The organism is Cohnella sp. CFH 77786 (assembly GCF_019400745.1).
Classification (GTDB): domain Bacteria; phylum Bacillota; class Bacilli; order Paenibacillales; family Paenibacillaceae; genus Cohnella.
The window spans coordinates 416,305-433,047 of record NZ_WJIB01000002.1 but is presented as its reverse complement, the minus strand read 5'-3'; the positions used below and the strand labels follow the sequence as shown (position 1 = coordinate 433,047).

Annotated in this window: 16 protein-coding genes; 3 read left to right on the top strand and 13 right to left on the bottom strand. The window is 54.6% G+C overall.

Translation table 11 applies throughout. The annotated features are described in order from the left end of the window. The first annotated feature begins 51 nt into the window (after positions 1-51). A complete protein-coding gene (locus GE107_RS04685) occupies positions 52-840 on the top strand; it encodes a hypothetical protein (RefSeq protein WP_219638314.1) in 789 nt (262 codons plus the stop codon). A 119-nt stretch (positions 841-959) separates the two neighbouring features. Here GE107_RS04685 and GE107_RS04680 read toward each other — a convergent pair whose 3' ends face one another. From GE107_RS04680 to GE107_RS04640, 9 genes are all read right to left on the bottom strand, one after another. Continuing rightward, positions 960-1,247, bottom strand: a complete 288-nt coding sequence (locus tag GE107_RS04680) for a hypothetical protein (RefSeq protein ID WP_219638313.1) — start codon at positions 1,245-1,247, stop codon at positions 960-962. A 101-nt stretch (positions 1,248-1,348) separates the two neighbouring features. After that, the gene (locus tag GE107_RS04675) at positions 1,349-2,107 is read right to left on the bottom strand and encodes a YdcF family protein (RefSeq protein ID WP_219638312.1); all 759 of its coding nucleotides are present in this window, start codon (positions 2,105-2,107) and stop codon (positions 1,349-1,351) included. Between the two features lie 37 nt (positions 2,108-2,144). Then, positions 2,145-2,636, bottom strand: coding sequence for an AbrB/MazE/SpoVT family DNA-binding domain-containing protein (locus tag GE107_RS04670; protein WP_219638311.1), 492 nt, complete (start codon positions 2,634-2,636; stop codon positions 2,145-2,147). A 335-nt stretch (positions 2,637-2,971) separates the two neighbouring features. Further along, positions 2,972-4,306 (bottom strand): arsenic transporter, encoded by a 1,335-nt coding sequence (locus tag GE107_RS04665; RefSeq protein WP_219638519.1) that lies wholly within the window; start codon positions 4,304-4,306, stop codon positions 2,972-2,974. 575 nt (positions 4,307-4,881) lie between these two features. Then, positions 4,882-5,289 carry a zinc ribbon domain-containing protein gene (locus GE107_RS04660; RefSeq protein WP_219638310.1) on the bottom strand — a complete coding sequence of 136 codons (408 nt, stop codon included), beginning with the start codon at positions 5,287-5,289 and terminating at the stop codon, positions 4,882-4,884. 145 nt (positions 5,290-5,434) lie between these two features. After that, positions 5,435-6,751: an FtsW/RodA/SpoVE family cell cycle protein gene (locus GE107_RS04655; protein ID WP_219638309.1), complete on the bottom strand. Its 1,317-nt coding sequence runs from the start codon at positions 6,749-6,751 to the stop codon at positions 5,435-5,437. Further along, a complete protein-coding gene (locus tag GE107_RS04650) occupies positions 6,748-7,080 on the bottom strand; it encodes a PadR family transcriptional regulator (RefSeq protein ID WP_219638308.1) in 333 nt (110 codons plus the stop codon). Before GE107_RS04650 ends, GE107_RS04655 begins: the two co-directional genes overlap by 4 nt. Before the next feature lie 982 nt (positions 7,081-8,062). Then, the gene (locus GE107_RS04645) at positions 8,063-8,395 is read right to left on the bottom strand and encodes a DUF3889 domain-containing protein (protein ID WP_255570184.1); all 333 of its coding nucleotides are present in this window, start codon (positions 8,393-8,395) and stop codon (positions 8,063-8,065) included. A 314-nt stretch (positions 8,396-8,709) separates the two neighbouring features. After that, complete coding sequence (locus tag GE107_RS04640) at positions 8,710-9,504, bottom strand: Nif3-like dinuclear metal center hexameric protein (protein ID WP_219638307.1); 795 nt, start codon at positions 9,502-9,504, stop codon at positions 8,710-8,712. Positions 9,505-9,680: 176 nt separating this feature from the next. On the opposite strand from GE107_RS04640, the gene GE107_RS04635 reads away from it, so the two are divergent. Together GE107_RS04635 and GE107_RS04630 are read left to right on the top strand one after the other, a co-directional pair. Next, positions 9,681-10,565: a helix-turn-helix transcriptional regulator gene (locus tag GE107_RS04635; protein ID WP_219638306.1), complete on the top strand. Its 885-nt coding sequence runs from the start codon at positions 9,681-9,683 to the stop codon at positions 10,563-10,565. A gap of 112 nt (positions 10,566-10,677) precedes the next feature. Further along, positions 10,678-11,961 carry a glycoside hydrolase family 27 protein gene (locus GE107_RS04630; RefSeq protein ID WP_219638305.1) on the top strand — a complete coding sequence of 428 codons (1,284 nt, stop codon included), beginning with the start codon at positions 10,678-10,680 and terminating at the stop codon, positions 11,959-11,961. 74 nt (positions 11,962-12,035) lie between these two features. Here the strand turns inward: GE107_RS04630 and GE107_RS04625 are convergent, their stop codons facing one another. From GE107_RS04625 to GE107_RS04610, 4 genes are all read right to left on the bottom strand, one after another. Further along, a complete protein-coding gene (locus GE107_RS04625) occupies positions 12,036-12,863 on the bottom strand; it encodes a carbohydrate ABC transporter permease (RefSeq protein WP_219638304.1) in 828 nt (275 codons plus the stop codon). Positions 12,864-12,877: 14 nt separating this feature from the next. After that, positions 12,878-13,762: a carbohydrate ABC transporter permease gene (locus GE107_RS04620; protein WP_219638303.1), complete on the bottom strand. Its 885-nt coding sequence runs from the start codon at positions 13,760-13,762 to the stop codon at positions 12,878-12,880. Positions 13,763-13,829: 67 nt separating this feature from the next. Beyond that, entirely contained in the window at positions 13,830-15,182 is a 1,353-nt protein-coding gene (locus GE107_RS04615) for an ABC transporter substrate-binding protein (RefSeq protein WP_219638302.1), read from the bottom strand. Between the two features lie 174 nt (positions 15,183-15,356). Beyond that, positions 15,357-16,733: an ABC transporter substrate-binding protein gene (locus tag GE107_RS04610; RefSeq protein WP_255570183.1), complete on the bottom strand. Its 1,377-nt coding sequence runs from the start codon at positions 16,731-16,733 to the stop codon at positions 15,357-15,359. Positions 16,734-16,743: the final 10 nt, after the last annotated feature.

Below are 16,743 nucleotides of genomic sequence, written 5' to 3'. Positions count from 1 at the left end.
TTATACTTCTTCTTGTGATCACCACAATAAGAAGTGAAGGAGAATTCAGGCATGAAAAAAGCTGCGAAACATGAAGGCAAAAAAATGGCTCTCGGAGCGGTTGCGGCGATTGGTCTTTGCACATTGTTGTTTTCCGGGTCTACGCAAGCGGCAAAATTAGCCATTTTTCATCATTCGGAGACGGTTCCTACCACCTATAACCTAGATTCGATTACAGGGTCAAGCCATCCGGATGTACCCGATGGCTATGTAAAATCTAAATATACGGTGAAGCTCGTAGAAACTCCGGATAAACCTCCGGCGCAAGATATGTCCATGGAAAAGGCGGCGGAGCTGGGCGCGCAGAATCTATGGCGGTTATATTCCGCAACTTTCGATAACCAAACGATCTATATGACTTATATCCCGGCAGATGATTATCAATCACGCGCATTGTGGTACGGAGAAGTGAATATTAACGATACCCTGTTCTATTCTTTCCAACTGGATGCCGTAACCGGCGAATCCTACTCCGCTTCCAGATGGGACGATTCAAGCGAGACTGTTGAACCTTTGGAATATCTGAAAGACTACCAGGATTTTATATCCCTTGCCAAGTCGACCGCGGAAAAATATCGGCTTGTGTCCGGGAAGGTCATATCCGGAGAATACGTTCTGCAGGAAGCCAGGGGGAAACACCTTGTCATTGTCATTAGGGTGGCATCGGACAACGGGCAGGAAGCCGAACTGACTTTCGAAACCCATAACAAGGATCTGGTTTATGTGGCCTATGACAGCGAGGTCAAACAAGAGAAAAAGAACGTGGAAAAATCAAATCAGGAAGCTGCGCAGAACGATTGACGGACGAAATCCCGATAAGCTTGCTGGATCGCGGGCAACCGGTATTATAGCAAAAATAAGCCCCTCTATCGGACATGGAGTCCGGAGAGGGGCTAGAACATTGGCCATCCGATCGTCGACTACTGCTCCACCGCAACCTCGTATTTCTCTGCGACCTTGATCAAGTACTCTTCGATGTTGTCGTAATCCCCGACTTTGTCGCTTGAGATGATGACCGGTTCTTCCATTCCCTTGATATGCACTTGCAATCCCTTCACTTCGATCGTCCGAAACAGCTTTTTTACCGGCTCCTTCACCTTCACCAACCGATCCAGCTTGCTGTACTCGATCCTTCTAGGCGAAGATTCCTTCTCCAGCTTAAGCACCATTTCTTCCGCATCCAGGTTGACATCGACCGCTTTCGGCATGCCGCACGACCTCCTGTCGGTTGCCCTGCAATCCAGGCAAGGAATTGATGCGCTTATAAATGTATTCCCCTTGCCGGAGAATTATGAATCGGAAAACACGTTTATGATTTCAGCCGGGCGGCCGCGATACCGAGATACTCCCGAAGGCTCGCGCCCATGTTGGACAGCGCTTCGGAGGACGGACTCAGCTTGTTCAAACCGAAAACACCCCTTTCGCTCACGTGATAGTCCACGGGATAAGGCTGCACGGTCATCCCCGCTTTCTCGAATTGCAGCACGGACCTCTTCATATGGAAGGCCGAAGTGACGAGCACAGGTTTCTTCCAATGAAGCTGCTGCAGCATTCGCCCCACGTATTCGGCGTTCTGCTCGGTGTTCAAGGAGCGGTTCTCGACGAAAATCCGGTTCACCGGTACGTTCAGGCCGATCAACTGGCGCTTGGCGATGTCCGCCTCGTTGCCCGTGTCCGCGTACACTTGCCCGCCGGAGAACAGGATCGGCAAGCCGGTCTGAAAATGCAGCCGAGCCGCCGCCAAGAGCCGGTTCGCCGCAGAACCCAGCAGGTTGCCCTGGCCGTCAATGTCCGGCGTATCCGCCGTCGCGCCGCCGCCCAGCACGACGATGACATCGCCGTCGATCTTCGCGGGCGGCGGATAATCGCGCTCCAACGAGCGCATGACTTCACCGCTCACCAAGCCGGTGCTCGACAAATAGAGCATAATCGTCACCGCCAGTATCGCGATGCCCGTTGTCCGCCGCCTTCCGCGGATCCAAATCCAAACCCCCAAGACGGCGAACAAAATGATAAATAGACCTGGCGGGAGTACGAAACTGTACAGGAACTTGATCAAATACAGCAACTTGCGCTTCTCCTTCCGGCTTCCGGCCGCAAACGGCTTATTTCAGGGAACGGAGCAGCTGGCTTACGCGGCTCTGGGAGATTCCGATCATCCGCGCCCATTCGCTTTGCGAAGCGTCGGGATGGGCATTCATCACCTCGGCAAGCCGATTCCACGTCTCTCCCCGTTTGCGCCTCCGATTCTCCTCGCTTGCGGAAGGGAGGTCACCCACCGGAAGCTCTTCCGTGAGAACATCCGATGCCGCCGCGCTTTCCCGCTTCGCGGACGAACCGGACGGCGATCCCGGTAACGAATCCCTGATGCAGGAGGAACAGATAAAACGCTCTTTGAAATATCGCAATTCGTCGGTCGATTGGCAAAACAGGCACTCTTGCGTCCGGTATTTACGGAACATGATTTGCTTATGCTCCCGGTCGACGAAGAATTCGACCGGATCCCCTTCGTTCAGTTCCATCACGCGGCGCAGCTCGATCGGCATGACGATCCGCCCAAGCTCATCGACCAACCGAACGATTCCCGTGCTTCTCATGACACTCCACCTCTTGTTCATAATGTAGACATGCAAAGGCCGCAAAGCTGCTAGGCCGAGATTCTCACGTTATGTATTCCAGCGCCTGACAGATCAGGAAGTGGCGTTGATTCCATCGTAGCCGAAAGCAGTCCCGCCTATCAACACTTATCGCGAAAAAAAGCCCCAGGCAGCGCCTGAGGCATCGGGATAAACGGGTCGGCCGATATGCCGGTTGGTTACCTTATTGTATGATCACACAAGCTCATCAAGCCGAAACGGCATACATTGGTTGTGTGCACGGCGCACCTCTTTTGGAGCGGCCTTCCGAATGGAAGGCTGTTTTTTTAATTGAATCAGAAAACCCAGTACACCCAATACGCAAGAAGGACTAACGTAAAACAAGCGCTGATCGGAATCACCCGGAACGTCACCTTCAAATAATCGCCCCAGCTGATCTTGATGCCGCCTCTCTTGACGATATGCATCCACATCAAGGTCGCCAGCGTCCCGATCGGCAACAGCAGGGAGCCTACGTCGCTCCCGATGACGCTCGCCAAATAGGAAATCTTCAAGGTCAGGGGATCGAGCCCCATGTTGGTTAACGTCAGCGTCCCGATCATTAAAGCGGGGTGGTTGTTGAAGACGTTGGACAACACGGAGAGGAGGAAGCCCATCCCGAGGCTGGCTTGCAACAAACTTCCCGATACGACCGGGTGCAGCTCGTGGACCAGCCACCGGGTGAGTCCGATATTGTTCAAGCCGTAAACGATGACATACATGGAGAACGCGAACAGGAGAATATGCCAGGGCGTCTTCTTGACCATGTCGCGGGGAGAAATTTTCAGGAAGTACCAACGCCATCCCAGCAGAAAGGCGGAACCGATGACCGCCATGAGCGGTACGGGAAAATGAACGTAAGAGGCAACGAATAGGCTGATTCGGACGCCGAATACGAACAGCAGAATGTTTCGCATGAACCGGGATCTCTTCTCGATCGGGATCGGCGAAGCATCGTCTTTGAGCGGATGACCGCTCGCCGTCAAATGCCAATGTCTCAGCCGGAGAACGGGCAGTTTGCGCGGAATCGCGCGATAGAAATTGAGATACAGCAGAAACGCGAGGAGGACAAGTCCCAAGGATGCCGGAATGAACATCATCGCCGTATGCATGTAGAGGTCCATGTGGACGATTTCGAGGGCAATCAGATTGACGATGTTGCTGACTCCGATCGGCGCGCTCGCCGCGGTCGCGATAAGCGCACCGGACAGCAAATAAGGAATTTTTTGATGATTTTTGAGATTCAGCCGGTACAGCAGCATTAATAAAATCGGCGTCGTAATCAAAATGCTCCCGTCGTTGTTCACGAACAGGGTCATAAGAAAGCATAGCAGGTTGGTGTACCAGTACAATCGGACTCCCGAGCCTCTCGCCTTCTCCATAAGCCTCTCGGCCGCCCAGTGGAAGAACCCGAAGCTTTCCAGCACGATGGCCATCACGATGGTGGCCATGATGGTAATGGCCGCGCCGCCTATCGTTTCCATTATGACGCCGAGATCGTTCAGCGAAACGCTGCCGCTGAGCAGGACGATGACCGCGCCGATCGTGGCCGGAATCGCCTCATGGACATGGGGACGCCAGAAAATAAACGCGATGGTGCAGATAAAGGCGGCAATCGTTGTAAAAATCATGAAGTCGTTCACATCGCCTAACCTCTTTTCGGAATACGGTTGTCCTCCAATCTCGAAATCGATGGCAGGAATTTTGGTAGGGGACAAGCTGCCCCGGACGGTTTCACCTCCCTCTGCCTGTGTCTTGTATTTATAATTGCATTGTATGAAGCGGCAGCAGAGCCTGTACTACGCACTCTCCACGGTTCTTGATATTCCAACGAATCGCTATTCCTTACGGATAGTCATGGATGGCGTTTACCTAAATCCGATGGCTGCCCAGTGGGTACGGATTTCGATCAACGGCATATTTCCCGGGACGGGATTCGTCTATGTTTGAGGTCAGGCAATCTATGAAAACGAAACGAAAAACTGCGTTCGGCGATCCTGGCTGCGTTAACAATAGTCCCCGAAACGTTAATGCACCGCGCGGCAGCAGCGACAACAAAAACGAGCCAGGCTACTGATGTCTTAACATCTGTAGCCCGGCCCGTCGTCCCGAAAATAACGTTCCTGCCATCCCCGCAAGCGGCGTTCAGAACCTTCCTCTTCTTGAACAAATCGATATCATTTCAAGAAAAAGATGCCGGTACCCTTCAAGCTCCGATTTCCCTGCCGCAATTCGCGCAGAATCGGTGGGATTCTTCGGCGATCCTGTTGCCGCAGTAAGGGCAGTAGTTGATTTCGCCTGGATCCGTGTTAACCGGATCGTCCGTATAGCGTCTTCTCTGCTTGGAGCCGAACCTCTCGTTTAACGGATCCGGTTCCTCATGAGGGTCCGTGATGTCGTACTCGGACATCCGGTTCTTTCCTGTCGCGTTGTTGAAATGGTAGACCGCCTGCACGATCGCCATGATGATGAAAACGACGCCGAACAAGACGAAGAATGACGGCGCTCCCATGCTTGCGGCACCGATCGTCCATATGACCCCGAACACAGCCGTGAAAAGGCTTCCGGCTGCCCCCATGGCAGACGGGCCGCGGCCCGGTTTTATGCTTCTCATGCTGCACCTCTATCTTAATGGTGGAATTGCATTCCGTATTCCCACTATCGCAAATGCAACCGCATCGCGCGATCTTCAAACCCAGCAAAAAACTCCCATAACAATAGACACCGAAAATGGGAGTTAGTTGCTGTGCTTTTCACTTTTATTTGTTGCGCTGCGCCGGCTTGGATACCGCCACCATGTCCCTGCGGCGGTAAATGCCAAGAACCAGTCCGATCGCGGCGAATTGAACGATTTGATCGGTCCCTCCGTAACTTAAGAACGGCAGCGAGATTCCGACAAACGGAGCAAAGCCGAACACCATGGCAATCCCCCATGCGTACTGGATGGCAAAGAAAGAAGCGATGCCCGCGAACAATAGCTTGCCATAATCGTCCCGAACCGAAGCTGCCGATTTGACCGTCTTGACGATGAAACCCAGTATGACCGCGATAAGGAGAATTCCCGCCGCCCAACCGAAATAGGAAATGAAATAGGGAAGGAACCCTTCGGCTTGGACAGATGGAATACGCACATTCGAATCTCCGTTTCCCCACCACCCGGCAGATTGCATAGCATTCAAAGACTGCGTAACCATGTAATCGCCGCCTCCAGGATCATCAAACCGATTCAGAAACCCGAATGCCCGCATGAACCCATAATGGCTATTTAAAAGCGTCCAAACAACCAACAAAACGCCGCTTGAGGTATAAGCAACAACCTGCCATGCATGTTTCTTGGTCAACCCAAGATAAACGATAAAAACCAAGGCGTAGAGAACGGCCATCGTCACCACATTTACCTTCAAAAGCAGCAGTACCGGCATGATTCCGCGATACGCGATCAGCAGAAGGCCGCCTTTCCAATCCTGCTCCCTCAGCGGTTTGATTCCGGCGAGACCGACGACGAAGAGCAATATCGACACGATTGGGGCATAGATGCCAAAGGGACCGATTTCGAACCAAGCCGTCTGACCATTCATCGAGTGGCCGAATTCATGAACCCCGATCAGCAGCAGCACACCTGATCCGAAAAGATACCCCGAAAGCTTCTTGATTTTCTCATAATCGATAACCCAAAACACAACCATCAAAAGCGCGCCGATTCCCGTGAAAATCGTCTTCTTCTCGAAAAAGTTAACGTAACGAGCAGGTCCGGATCCTTGCATCTGAAAGTTGTAAAGGGCAAGGAGTCCGAGTGCAGTCAGGCCGGCAATAAAAGCAATCAGGATCCAATCCGTCCTGGGGCGGTGCGCGCGATCCAATTCGCGCCCGATTCGGGCAGGTTCGCCCATGCGGGAGACCGCAGCATGAACCGCCTCTGCTTCGTTCATGCCGCCCGCCCGATTCTCTTCGACGAGTTCTTGCAGATGGGTCGCTAATTCTTCCTTGATTTGAACATGAAGGGTTTTCGCTCTAACTTGCCGGCAAACCGCGTCAAGGAAACGTTCGATTTCCGGATGGTCGTTTGCGCTTTTCATACCGTGCCCTCCCCCAGAACGCCATCCACGGCGTTCCGGAACAATCTCCATTCCCTTTTCTTCTCTTGAAGAGATGCTTGTCCTTTCGGCGTGATCCGATAGTATTTGCGATTCCGCGATTCATGCGTCTGCCAATACGCGGTCACGAGTTCTTCCGATTCCAAACCGTGAAGAATGGGGTAGAGCGTCCCTTCTTTAAAAGCGAAAACCCCGCTCGATTTCCGCTCCATTTCTTTGATGATTTCATAACCGTACATGTCTCTCTGCTCGAGCATCGTCAAAATGAGAATCGCCGTGCTCCCTTTCAAAAGCTCTTTGTTGATGGTCAAAACGCTGCCCCCTTCATCGTATTCTTATACCTAGTTTTTCAATGCATCGATTATCTAGGTATATAATACAAGAATGGGCTTCCCCATTCAAGAAAAAAAGTTACAAGCTGCCCGATGTTACAAAAACGAACGGATCAAACCTTAAGTGCTTGAGCCATTCACCTCCTAACTGCCATCTCGCAAAAAACTCCTTGTGATCGTGATTGCGTGTCTGGTTGCATTCATGAGATCCACTTTATCCGGTTTAGATTCTCTTTAGAAGCAAAGCATCCTGAAAGTATTCCATGGCTTCCGGATATTTTCGTTGTTCAACTAGACACTTGCCGAAGTGCTGGTAGGCAAAATCAAGGAGTTCCTTCGATTGATCATCATGGTGGATATCCTCGATCACCTCGAGAAACATGCGATTCGCATCATCATAACGCCCCTCATATTGCAGCAGATGTGCGAATCCAATCCGGTTGATCAGGAGATTTTTTGTTGTCCTTTTTTTCGTTAAAACGATAAATCGCAATAGGGAGATATTTGTCTGCTGTTTTCAAGTCGCCAACCATTCTGCAATATGCACCGAGTAATCCGGCTATTTGGGGGTCGTTCGTGCTTGTTAAAAAAACGACGGCTGACCATTTAACAAACCACGATTCATGATTCCCGACTGGCGAAGGGCTCTGAAGAATCGAGCAAAGCGAGTCAGATGAGGGGCCTGCCCGTAAATCTAAATCTGTATGAAATTTCATACAGAATCGTAATGCCTGATCATGGAAAGTATTCATTCAATGTAACGCTGACCAAGGATCGGGTTGTGGCGACGGAATTGCCCGAAAAAATCTTGCAATTCGCGCCGGGATGGAGTGCTGAAGAGGGAGCCGATACCAATCGAACGGCTAATCTTGATGGAATCAATCGGAAAGTGGTTTACAAGCTGTTGGATGCGAATTAGTCAGCCATAGAAAAAAACACCTCCGAAGCATTCGGTTCAAGGCTAGGTTTCTTCAAATCCGACCGACAGCACTCGCTCCGTGACCGGATCAAATCGGATGGTGACGTACACGCCGAATTCTCTGCCATCCCGTCTCCTCAGCCAAAGTTTGAATTTCTCCTCCGCAACTGACGCGGAGATGTCGGTTCGACCCACATGTAAATAATCAATGATGGGCAGGCCGTATCGTTTCATCGTTTCCAGGACGGCCAGATTGCCCCATTTCGCGTAAGAAGGCGGGCTTTCGGGCTGTCTTTCTATACCAAAGGCAGCAAAGGAGTGCGAAGTCGAGATAAGCATACTGAAAATCAAAATGACGAAAATCCTACGTTTCATGTTGCACCACCTTTCGTCAGAACACCGAATCATCCAGTTCGTCCCCTTCCGAGTCATGAAGTCTCTGCACCGGAACCCGATCCGCCTTCGAAGGAACAGCGGTTGTCACAATCGCAATCACGAGAATAAGGAACACGGCCGTTCTCATCTTTAAATTACCCCCTCCTCCACTCGCTACATTTTTCCACCATCCCATGTAAATCACTCACCCTAAAGAAAAAAAGCCGCATCCCCAGGACGCGCCGGGATGCGACAAAAGGTAACCGAGGCCATGGCTTCACGAATCATTCGCTGCGGTCCCTGCTTACCTGCACTCAAATCACCCGAAAAACCGGCTCCTCCTTCAGGAAATGTACCGGTATTCCGGGATACTTCGTTTGCAGCCGATCGGCCAGCAGCTTCATGCCGGGCTCTTCGCTTTCCGCATGGCCCAGGACGATCAACGCCTTCCGATTGCCGAGGCGATTGGAATCCCTAACGTATTCCGGCGTTTCCCATTCGGGACCTTCTCCGCACAGGATGAGGTCGACATCTTCTTGCCCGAGCAGCGGAATCGACAGATCTCCGCCTCCCCGGTATCCCGCAAGCAGCCCTAGCTTCTTGCACTTCATGTCCAAGTCGCCAATCGCCCGGACGTAGGGGATGCCGAGCCGCCGCTTGGCGTATTCGGCCACTTCCCGGACGGAAGCGGCAGGAATCCTCACGATCGCCGCCGCTTCCCGATGTTCAAGGACGTACGGCTCCCAGCCAAGCGCATGAATCAGCCCTTCCATGATCCCGTCCGGCCGGTACCGGTGCCAATAATCGTGGAATCGGAAAATGGCAAGACCCGACTCCTCGATGAATCGTTTCTTCGCTTTGAAGACGGAATCGGCCATACGAAGACCGGTTCCGTCCTGGTGGGAAAAGAAGGGGCCTTCGTGCGTAATCAGAAGATTGGCGCCGCGTTCGATGGTCTGTTCCAATACCCTCTGCGTGGGCATGAAGGAAACCGCGATACCGGTTACTTCCGTTTGCGGCTTCCCGAACAGCAAAGCGTCGACGGTCCGTTCGAGCCCGCCTGCGGGTTCGATCAAAGCGTCGATGACGGATTGCACGGTCGGTCGCATGGCACTACCCTTTCCGCGAACGAACCCTCCCCTTCCGGATTCGTTCGACCCGTATATTCGATCAGGACTAGTCTACAACAGGAATGACGCGCGGGCGATAGGAATCTTGTCCGTCGTTTGCAATCCGTCCCGTTCTTTCTGCTACAATGGTGTCAAAACCAGCCTGCGCGACAGAAATGGAGTTGTTCGTCATTCGCCCGACAGGATACGGAACGTACGGCTTTCGGTACTCCGAGTTCCCGGAGCTCGCCTTGTGCAGTCTCTTCGCCGTCGGCTTCGACCGCGTTCACGATACCGGTTATCGGTGGGACGGGATGACCCGGACGGACGGACCGTTGCTGTTGTTCCAGTATACATTGGAAGGAGAAGGCATCTTCGAGCACGGTGACAACGTCTCCCGGATCGGTCCCGGCCAGGCGTTCCTGGCGGAAATCCCCAGCGATCATCGGTATTATTTCCCGGAAGACCAGCGTGCCTGGGAATTCGCCTTCCTTCTCTTCCGTCCCCGCCTGGTGCTGCCCAATTGGCAGGAAGCGGTCGCCAAGCTGGGACGGACTCCGGCGCTGCCCATCGGAAGCAGACCGATCCGGCTTCTCCTGCACATCTACGAGGAGGCGAGAGCCGGACGGATCACGGACCCTTATCACTCGTCTTCCTTCGTTTATCAATTCGTTACGGGATTATGCCGCTATGCCCTGCACGGCCGGTCCGAATGGCCCGCCAAAATCAGGACAGCCGTTTCGATCATCGAATCGCGTTATGCCTCCATGTTGAGCCTCGAACAGCTTGCGGACGAGCTACGGCTGTCGAAATACCATTTTCTGCGTTCCTTCTCCTCCGCCGTAGGCATGACGCCGAACGAATATGTTAACCGGGTGAGAACGGAACGCGCCATGGAGCTGCTGCGGCAAACGGACGAGAACGTCGAACGGATCGCGCAGCGGGTCGGCTATTCGAGCGGCAGTTACTTCATCAAAGCTTTCCGCCGCCATACCGGACTCACGCCCGGCGCGTTCCGCAAAGGCGATCCTCTCGTCCTGAACCGCTTGTACTTCGATTGACCGCAATATCGTACCATCGGGCGAATCATTTTACTGTAGAAGTTGCTTTTGCCGCGGGGTTATGATGGGAACATGATCGCAATATTGCTACAGATAACAAGGAGGTCATCCGATGCGACATCATACCTTCGCGGCCACGCCGCCGATGGGATGGAACAGCTGGGATTGTTACGGCGCGGCTGTGACGGAAGAAGAAGTGCGGGGCAATGCGGCTTACATGGCCGAACATCTGAAGCCTTACGGCTGGGAGTACGTTGTCGTGGACATCCAGTGGTACGAGCCGGGGGCCGTCTCCTCGCAATATCGGCCTTTCGTGCCGCTTGAGATGGATGCTTATTCGCGTCTTATCCCCGCGGTGAACCGGTTCCCTTCGGCCGCCGGCGGACAAGGGTTCAAGCCGCTGGCGGATTATGTGCATGGGCTTGGGCTGAAATTCGGCATCCACATCATGCGGGGCATTCCGCGTCAAGCCGTTCATCAGAACACGCCCGTTAAGGGCACTCAGGCGACCGCGCGCGATATCGCGCATCCGAACTCCATCTGTCCCTGGAACACGGACATGTACGGAGTTGACGCCGCCAAAGAAGGAGCCCAAGCTTATTACAGCTCGCTGTTCGAGCTCTACGCGGAATGGGGAGTCGACTTCGTGAAAGTGGACGACATCGCGGCCTCCCGGCTTTACGGCACGCATCAGGCGGAGATCGAATTGATCCGCCGCGCGATCGACCGCTGCGGGCGTCCCATGGTGCTCAGCTTGTCTCCCGGACCGGCCCCGGCGGAGCTGGCGGATTTCTTCGAAGCGAACGCCAACATGTGGCGGATGACGGACGACTTCTGGGATTTGTGGCCGTTGCTTCTCGATATGTTCGACCGTTGCGAGAGATGGCAGGGAAGGCCGGCGCCCGGCCGCTGGCCGGATTGCGACATGCTGCCGCTGGGGCACATCGGCATCCGGTCGGTGGACGGAGGCGGTTCGGACCGATGGACCCGCTTCACGCGGGACGAGCAGCTCACCATGATGACGCTGTGGACGATTTTCCGTTCGCCGCTCATGTTCGGAGGCGAGCTGCGGGACAACGACGATTGGACGCTGTCCCTGCTGACGAATCGCGAGGTCCTCGACATGCACCGTCACAGCGGAGGGGCGCGGCAAGTGATTCGGGACGGAAGCCGCATCGTCTGGGCGGCGGATGGACCGGACGGGACGAAATACGCGGCCCTGTTCAATACGGGTGAGGAAGCACATGAGGTACGGGTGTCCTTGGAGGCACTCGGTTGCCGAGACGGAGCAAAAGGGAAAGATTTATGGACCGGGAGTGAAATGGGCCGCTTGGAAGGCGGTTTGAGCGCGGTCATTCCGCCCCATGGCGCATCTCTGTTTCGCCTTGATCCGTAACCGGCCGATTCGTTCGGCCGAATACACGAAGAAGCCCGCGGCTGACCAGCCCCGGGCTTCGCTCCTTTCCGCCCTTACTCCCCTTTCAGACCCGATAACGTGACGCCTCGTACGAATACGTCCTGGGCGAGCAGAAACACAATCAGAATCGGCAGGACGGTAATGACCGTGGCCGCCATCAAGGCAGGCCAGTCGGTCGAGTACAACCCCTGCATGTTGGCCAGCCCCAGCGTCAGCGTCATCTTGCTCATCGAGCTGAGGTAAACGAGCGGGTTGACGAAATCGTTCCACGTGCCCATCGTGATGAAAATGCCGAGCGTCGCGAGCGCCGGTTTGGAGAGGGGCACGAAAATGCGCCAGTAAATGCCGAATGGCGTGCAGCCGTCGATTTTGGCGGCTTCCTCGAGCGCAATCGGAATTGTCGAGAAGAATTGCCGCAGCAGGAAGGTTCCGAAAGCGGATACGAGGGCGGGCAATATGAGCGACCAATGCGTGTCGAGCAGACCGTAGTATTTCATCAGCAGAAACGTCGGAATCATCGTCACCTGGGCCGGAACCATGAGCGTGGCCAAATACAAGCCGAACAGTCCTTCCCGGAACCGGAACCGCAGTCTCGCGAATACATACCCCGCCATCGAGCTGGTCAATAGCTGGAAAACGACGACGATGACCGTGATTTTGAGCGTATTGAAGAAGAAACGGAAGAACGGAATCCGTTCGGTCATATGCGTGTAGTTGGCGAACTTCAACTGTTCACCGAAGAAGCGGGGCGGAAACGTAAACACCTCGCCGATATCTTTCAGGGACGTGCCTATCGACCAAATGAACGGAAACAGCATGACGGCCGATCCGAGCAGAAGGACGGCATGCGCCGCCGCTTTGACTCCCAAACGCGGTCTCATCGTCGCCCTCCTCCTTAGTAGATGCTCCATTTTTTCTGCCTCCAGAATTGGAGGAACGTGATGATCAGGACGATGAAGAACAGGACGTAAGCCAGCGCGCTCGCGTAACCCATGCGGAAATATTGGAAGGCGTTTTGGAAAATGTAGTAAACCAGTACGGACGTCGACCGCGCCGGACCGCCCTGCGTCATCAAGTAGGCGGTATCGAATACCTGGAACGAATTGATGACGGACATGACCGTGACGAAGAAGGTCGTCGGGGACAGGAGCGGCACGGTAATGCGCCAAAATTTCGAGTACCACTTGGCCCCGTCGATGTCCGCGGCTTCGTAGTAAGATTCCGAAATGGACTGGAGACCGGCAAGGAAAATGAGCATGTTGAAGCCGAGGCTTTTCCAGATGCTCGTTATGATGACGGCCGGCATCGCCCAGCGGGTGCTGGTCAGCCAGGCGGGTCCATCGATGCCGAACCAGGAAAGGGCGTAATTGAGCAAACCGAATTCCGGATTGTAAATCCATTGCCAGATGACGGCGACCGCGACCATCGAGGAGATGACCGGGATGAAGAAGGCGGCCCGGTAGAAGCGGACGAGCGCCAGCTTCTGGTTCAAGAACACGGCCAGGAATAACGAGAGTGCGATGCCGATCGGCACGCTGGCGATCGTGAAATAAAACGTGTTTCCGAGCACCTGGCCGAATACGGGATCTTGAAACAATTCCTTGTAGTTATCGATTCCGTTGAATCGGAACGAATCCGTCAGATTCCATCCGGTGAAGCTGATCACGAACGTGGCCAAGACCGGCAGCAGCAAGAACATCAGGAAGCCGGCGATGTTCGGCAGCAGCATGAGGAAGGCCCAAAACCCGTCCTTGTACAGCAGAGGCTTTAGCGGTTTCATTGTCTCACCCCGGTTGCAGGAACCGGGGAAGGAACGTCAGCGTTCCCTCCCAGGTGCCTCTTTCTGTTTATTGATTTTGGGCCAACTGTTTGTTCACGACCGTTTCGATATTTTCCACCGTCTTGTCGAGCGGCTGGTTTCCGATGAAGAACTTATCCAGCTCCGCCGTCGTATCTTCCTGGATTTTCTGGCTGCTGAGAAGGGCATACGGGTACGTCTTCGATTCCGTGAAGTAAGGGATCATGTCCTTGAAGCCGTCCGGGTGGACGCCCGGGGTCAGCCATTTGGCGATGCCTTGTTCGGTGTACAGCGATTTGTGGTTGGGAAGCCAGAGACCGGCCTTGACGTTCTGCAATTGATACTCCTCGGAGGACAGGAACTTGATCAGCTTCCATGCTTCCTCCGGATGCTCCGTATTGGCGGATGCGACGTGCAGATGCGCCTGTCCGTGCGTGACCGCTTCCTTGAACTTCGGAAGCACGGCCATGCCGACTTTGAAGTTCATGTGGGACAGTTCCTGCAGTGCCCAGGAGCCGTCGACGAGCATTGCGATTTTGCCCGTTTGCAGCATTTGCGCTGCGCTCATCCCGCTGTTCGTCAGCAGCTTCGCTTCCGGGCTGACTCCGTCTTTCTTGCGGAGATCGGCGATCGCCTGCAGTACCTCTTTCACTTCCGGCGTGTTCGCGGCGGATTTCTTCAGATCCTCCGTGAACCAATTGCCGCCGTTGCTCATGATTTCGGCGATCGTCATATAGTAGTTTTCCAGTCCGTATACGCCGTACTGCTCGAATTTGTTGCCGTTTTTGACCGTCAGCTTCTTGGCTGCGTCCACGAACTGCTGCCAGGTCCACGCTTTGCTGGGGTCCGTGGGCGGATAGGCCACGCCGGCTTTGTCGAAAATGTCTTTGTTGAAATAGAGAACCGGCGCTACGATGCAGGACTCGATGCCGTAATATTTGCCGTCCACCGTGCTGAGCTTGACGGCGGAATCGATCAGGTCATCCGCTACGCCTTCGGAGTTGACCTTGTCGGTGATGTCGAGGAGGCTCTTCCGTTTCACGAAGTCCCGGTAGTAGTCGCTTTGCAGGAAGAATACGTCCGGCGCCTCGTTGCCGAGAACCATCGCCTGCATTTTGGCCACGTACTGCGTGCCGCCCGGAATCGTCGTGTATTCGACCTTGATGTTCGGGTTTTCTTTCATGAACAGCTCCAAGCCTTTTTTGACGCTCTCGGTTTCCAACGGACTTACTTCCCAGCCCATGAATTTCAGCGTGACTTGCTTGCCTCCCTGATCGCCTCCGGCATCGGCGGATGCCGAAGCTCCCGGCGAACCGGACGATTCGCCCTTTCCTCCGCCGCACGCTGCCAGCAGAAGCGCGAGAATCAGGAGAGAAGCGGTTGCGACTGACCATTTTTTCATGACAAGACCCTCCACATTCGGTGTCGTCGCCGGCGGATCGCGCATTTCTCGCGGCTGAACGCTGCGCATCTCGCAACATCATTCCCGCAAGTCTCTAAAACGCTTTCACCGGCCGCAACTTTACTATACCGAACGGATGGAGGGTCGAAATTGCAGCTTTTTTGGATTTCTCGACTATTTTTGTGCAAATAAAACGCTTACTTTCGCCGCGATCCCGTCGAGAGCCGCTTGCGCGGTCTGCTCTCCTTGCCAGACGGGCAAGAGACCCGCGGTCACCTCGGGGAAAATTTCCTTCTGGTTGCGCAAATAATACCCGATGCTGGGCATCCCGTTCTCGAGCAACTGTTTCATCATGGCGTCCTTGAATCCCGGGGGATGGGCGGCCGGATTCGCATTCACCCATCTCGCGACGAGCTCAGGATCGGTATACCACTTCTTCAGCACCGGCATCCATAAACCGTCCGCATACAGGTTGATCGCCTTGTTCGGATCGGACAGCCACTTATACAGCAGCCACGCTTCATCCGGATGGCGGGAAGATCGGAACAGCACCGTCGCTCCGCTGAGCCCGACCGTTACGCTCTTCTTCAGCTTCGGCAGGACGCCGATGTCGAAATCCGCTTTGGCTTTGCCCAGATCGAGATTGATCCATTGCCCGTCAACGATCATCGCCGCAAGTCCGGCCTGCAAGGAGACGCTCATGGCCGGCAGCGATTTGGATTCGTAGGGGGAAGGCGCAACATGGTGAACGTTCGTCAAGTCCGCGAGCTTCTGCAGCGCCTCCGCCACCTCCGGCGAATTCAGGGTAAACCGCTCGCCGTCCGGGCTCACCCAATCGCCTCCGTTGCCGAAGATGAAATTGTTGAGCGGGTCCGACCACGTCTCGAACATGACGCCATAGCGGACGATTCGGTCCTTGTCGAATCGCGGATCGTACGCATTCCGTCCCTCGCTGTCGAGGGTCAGCCGTTTGGCCGCGTCCACGAACTCGTCCCAGCTCCAAGCTCGCTCCGCTTGCGCCGGAGGGGGCGCAACCCCGGCTTGGGCCAGCAGGTCCTTCCGGTAGTAGAGCCCGAAGCACTCCGCCGCCGTGCTGATGCCCCAGGCGTAATCGGGCGACGATTTGTACCACAGGTAGTCCAGGAAATCCCCTTGGTCCAGCTCCGGGTCCTTCTTCAGGAAATCGAACAGGTTCAGGAACTTGTCCTGCTTCGCGAACACTTCCCCGAGCTCCGTCGTCATGTACGCGATATCGGGCTCTTCGTTGGAAGCGGACAGCGCCAGCATCTTCGTGTTGTAGTCGGAATTCGGGAGCTGGATCGGTTCCACCGTGATCCAAGGATATTCTTGGGTAAACCGGGCAAGCGCGCTTTCGATCGCCCGTTTCTCTTCGATGGACCCCCAGTAAGTGAACCTCAGCGCGACTTTCTCCCGATGCTCTTCGCCCCGGGGCGGAAGATCCGGCGATGCGGTTCCCCATCTTCCGATGAGGAGAGCGGCGAGAATCGCGAGCGCAAGCGCCCCGGCCGCCGCAAGCTTCATTCGGGTCATGAGGTTTCCT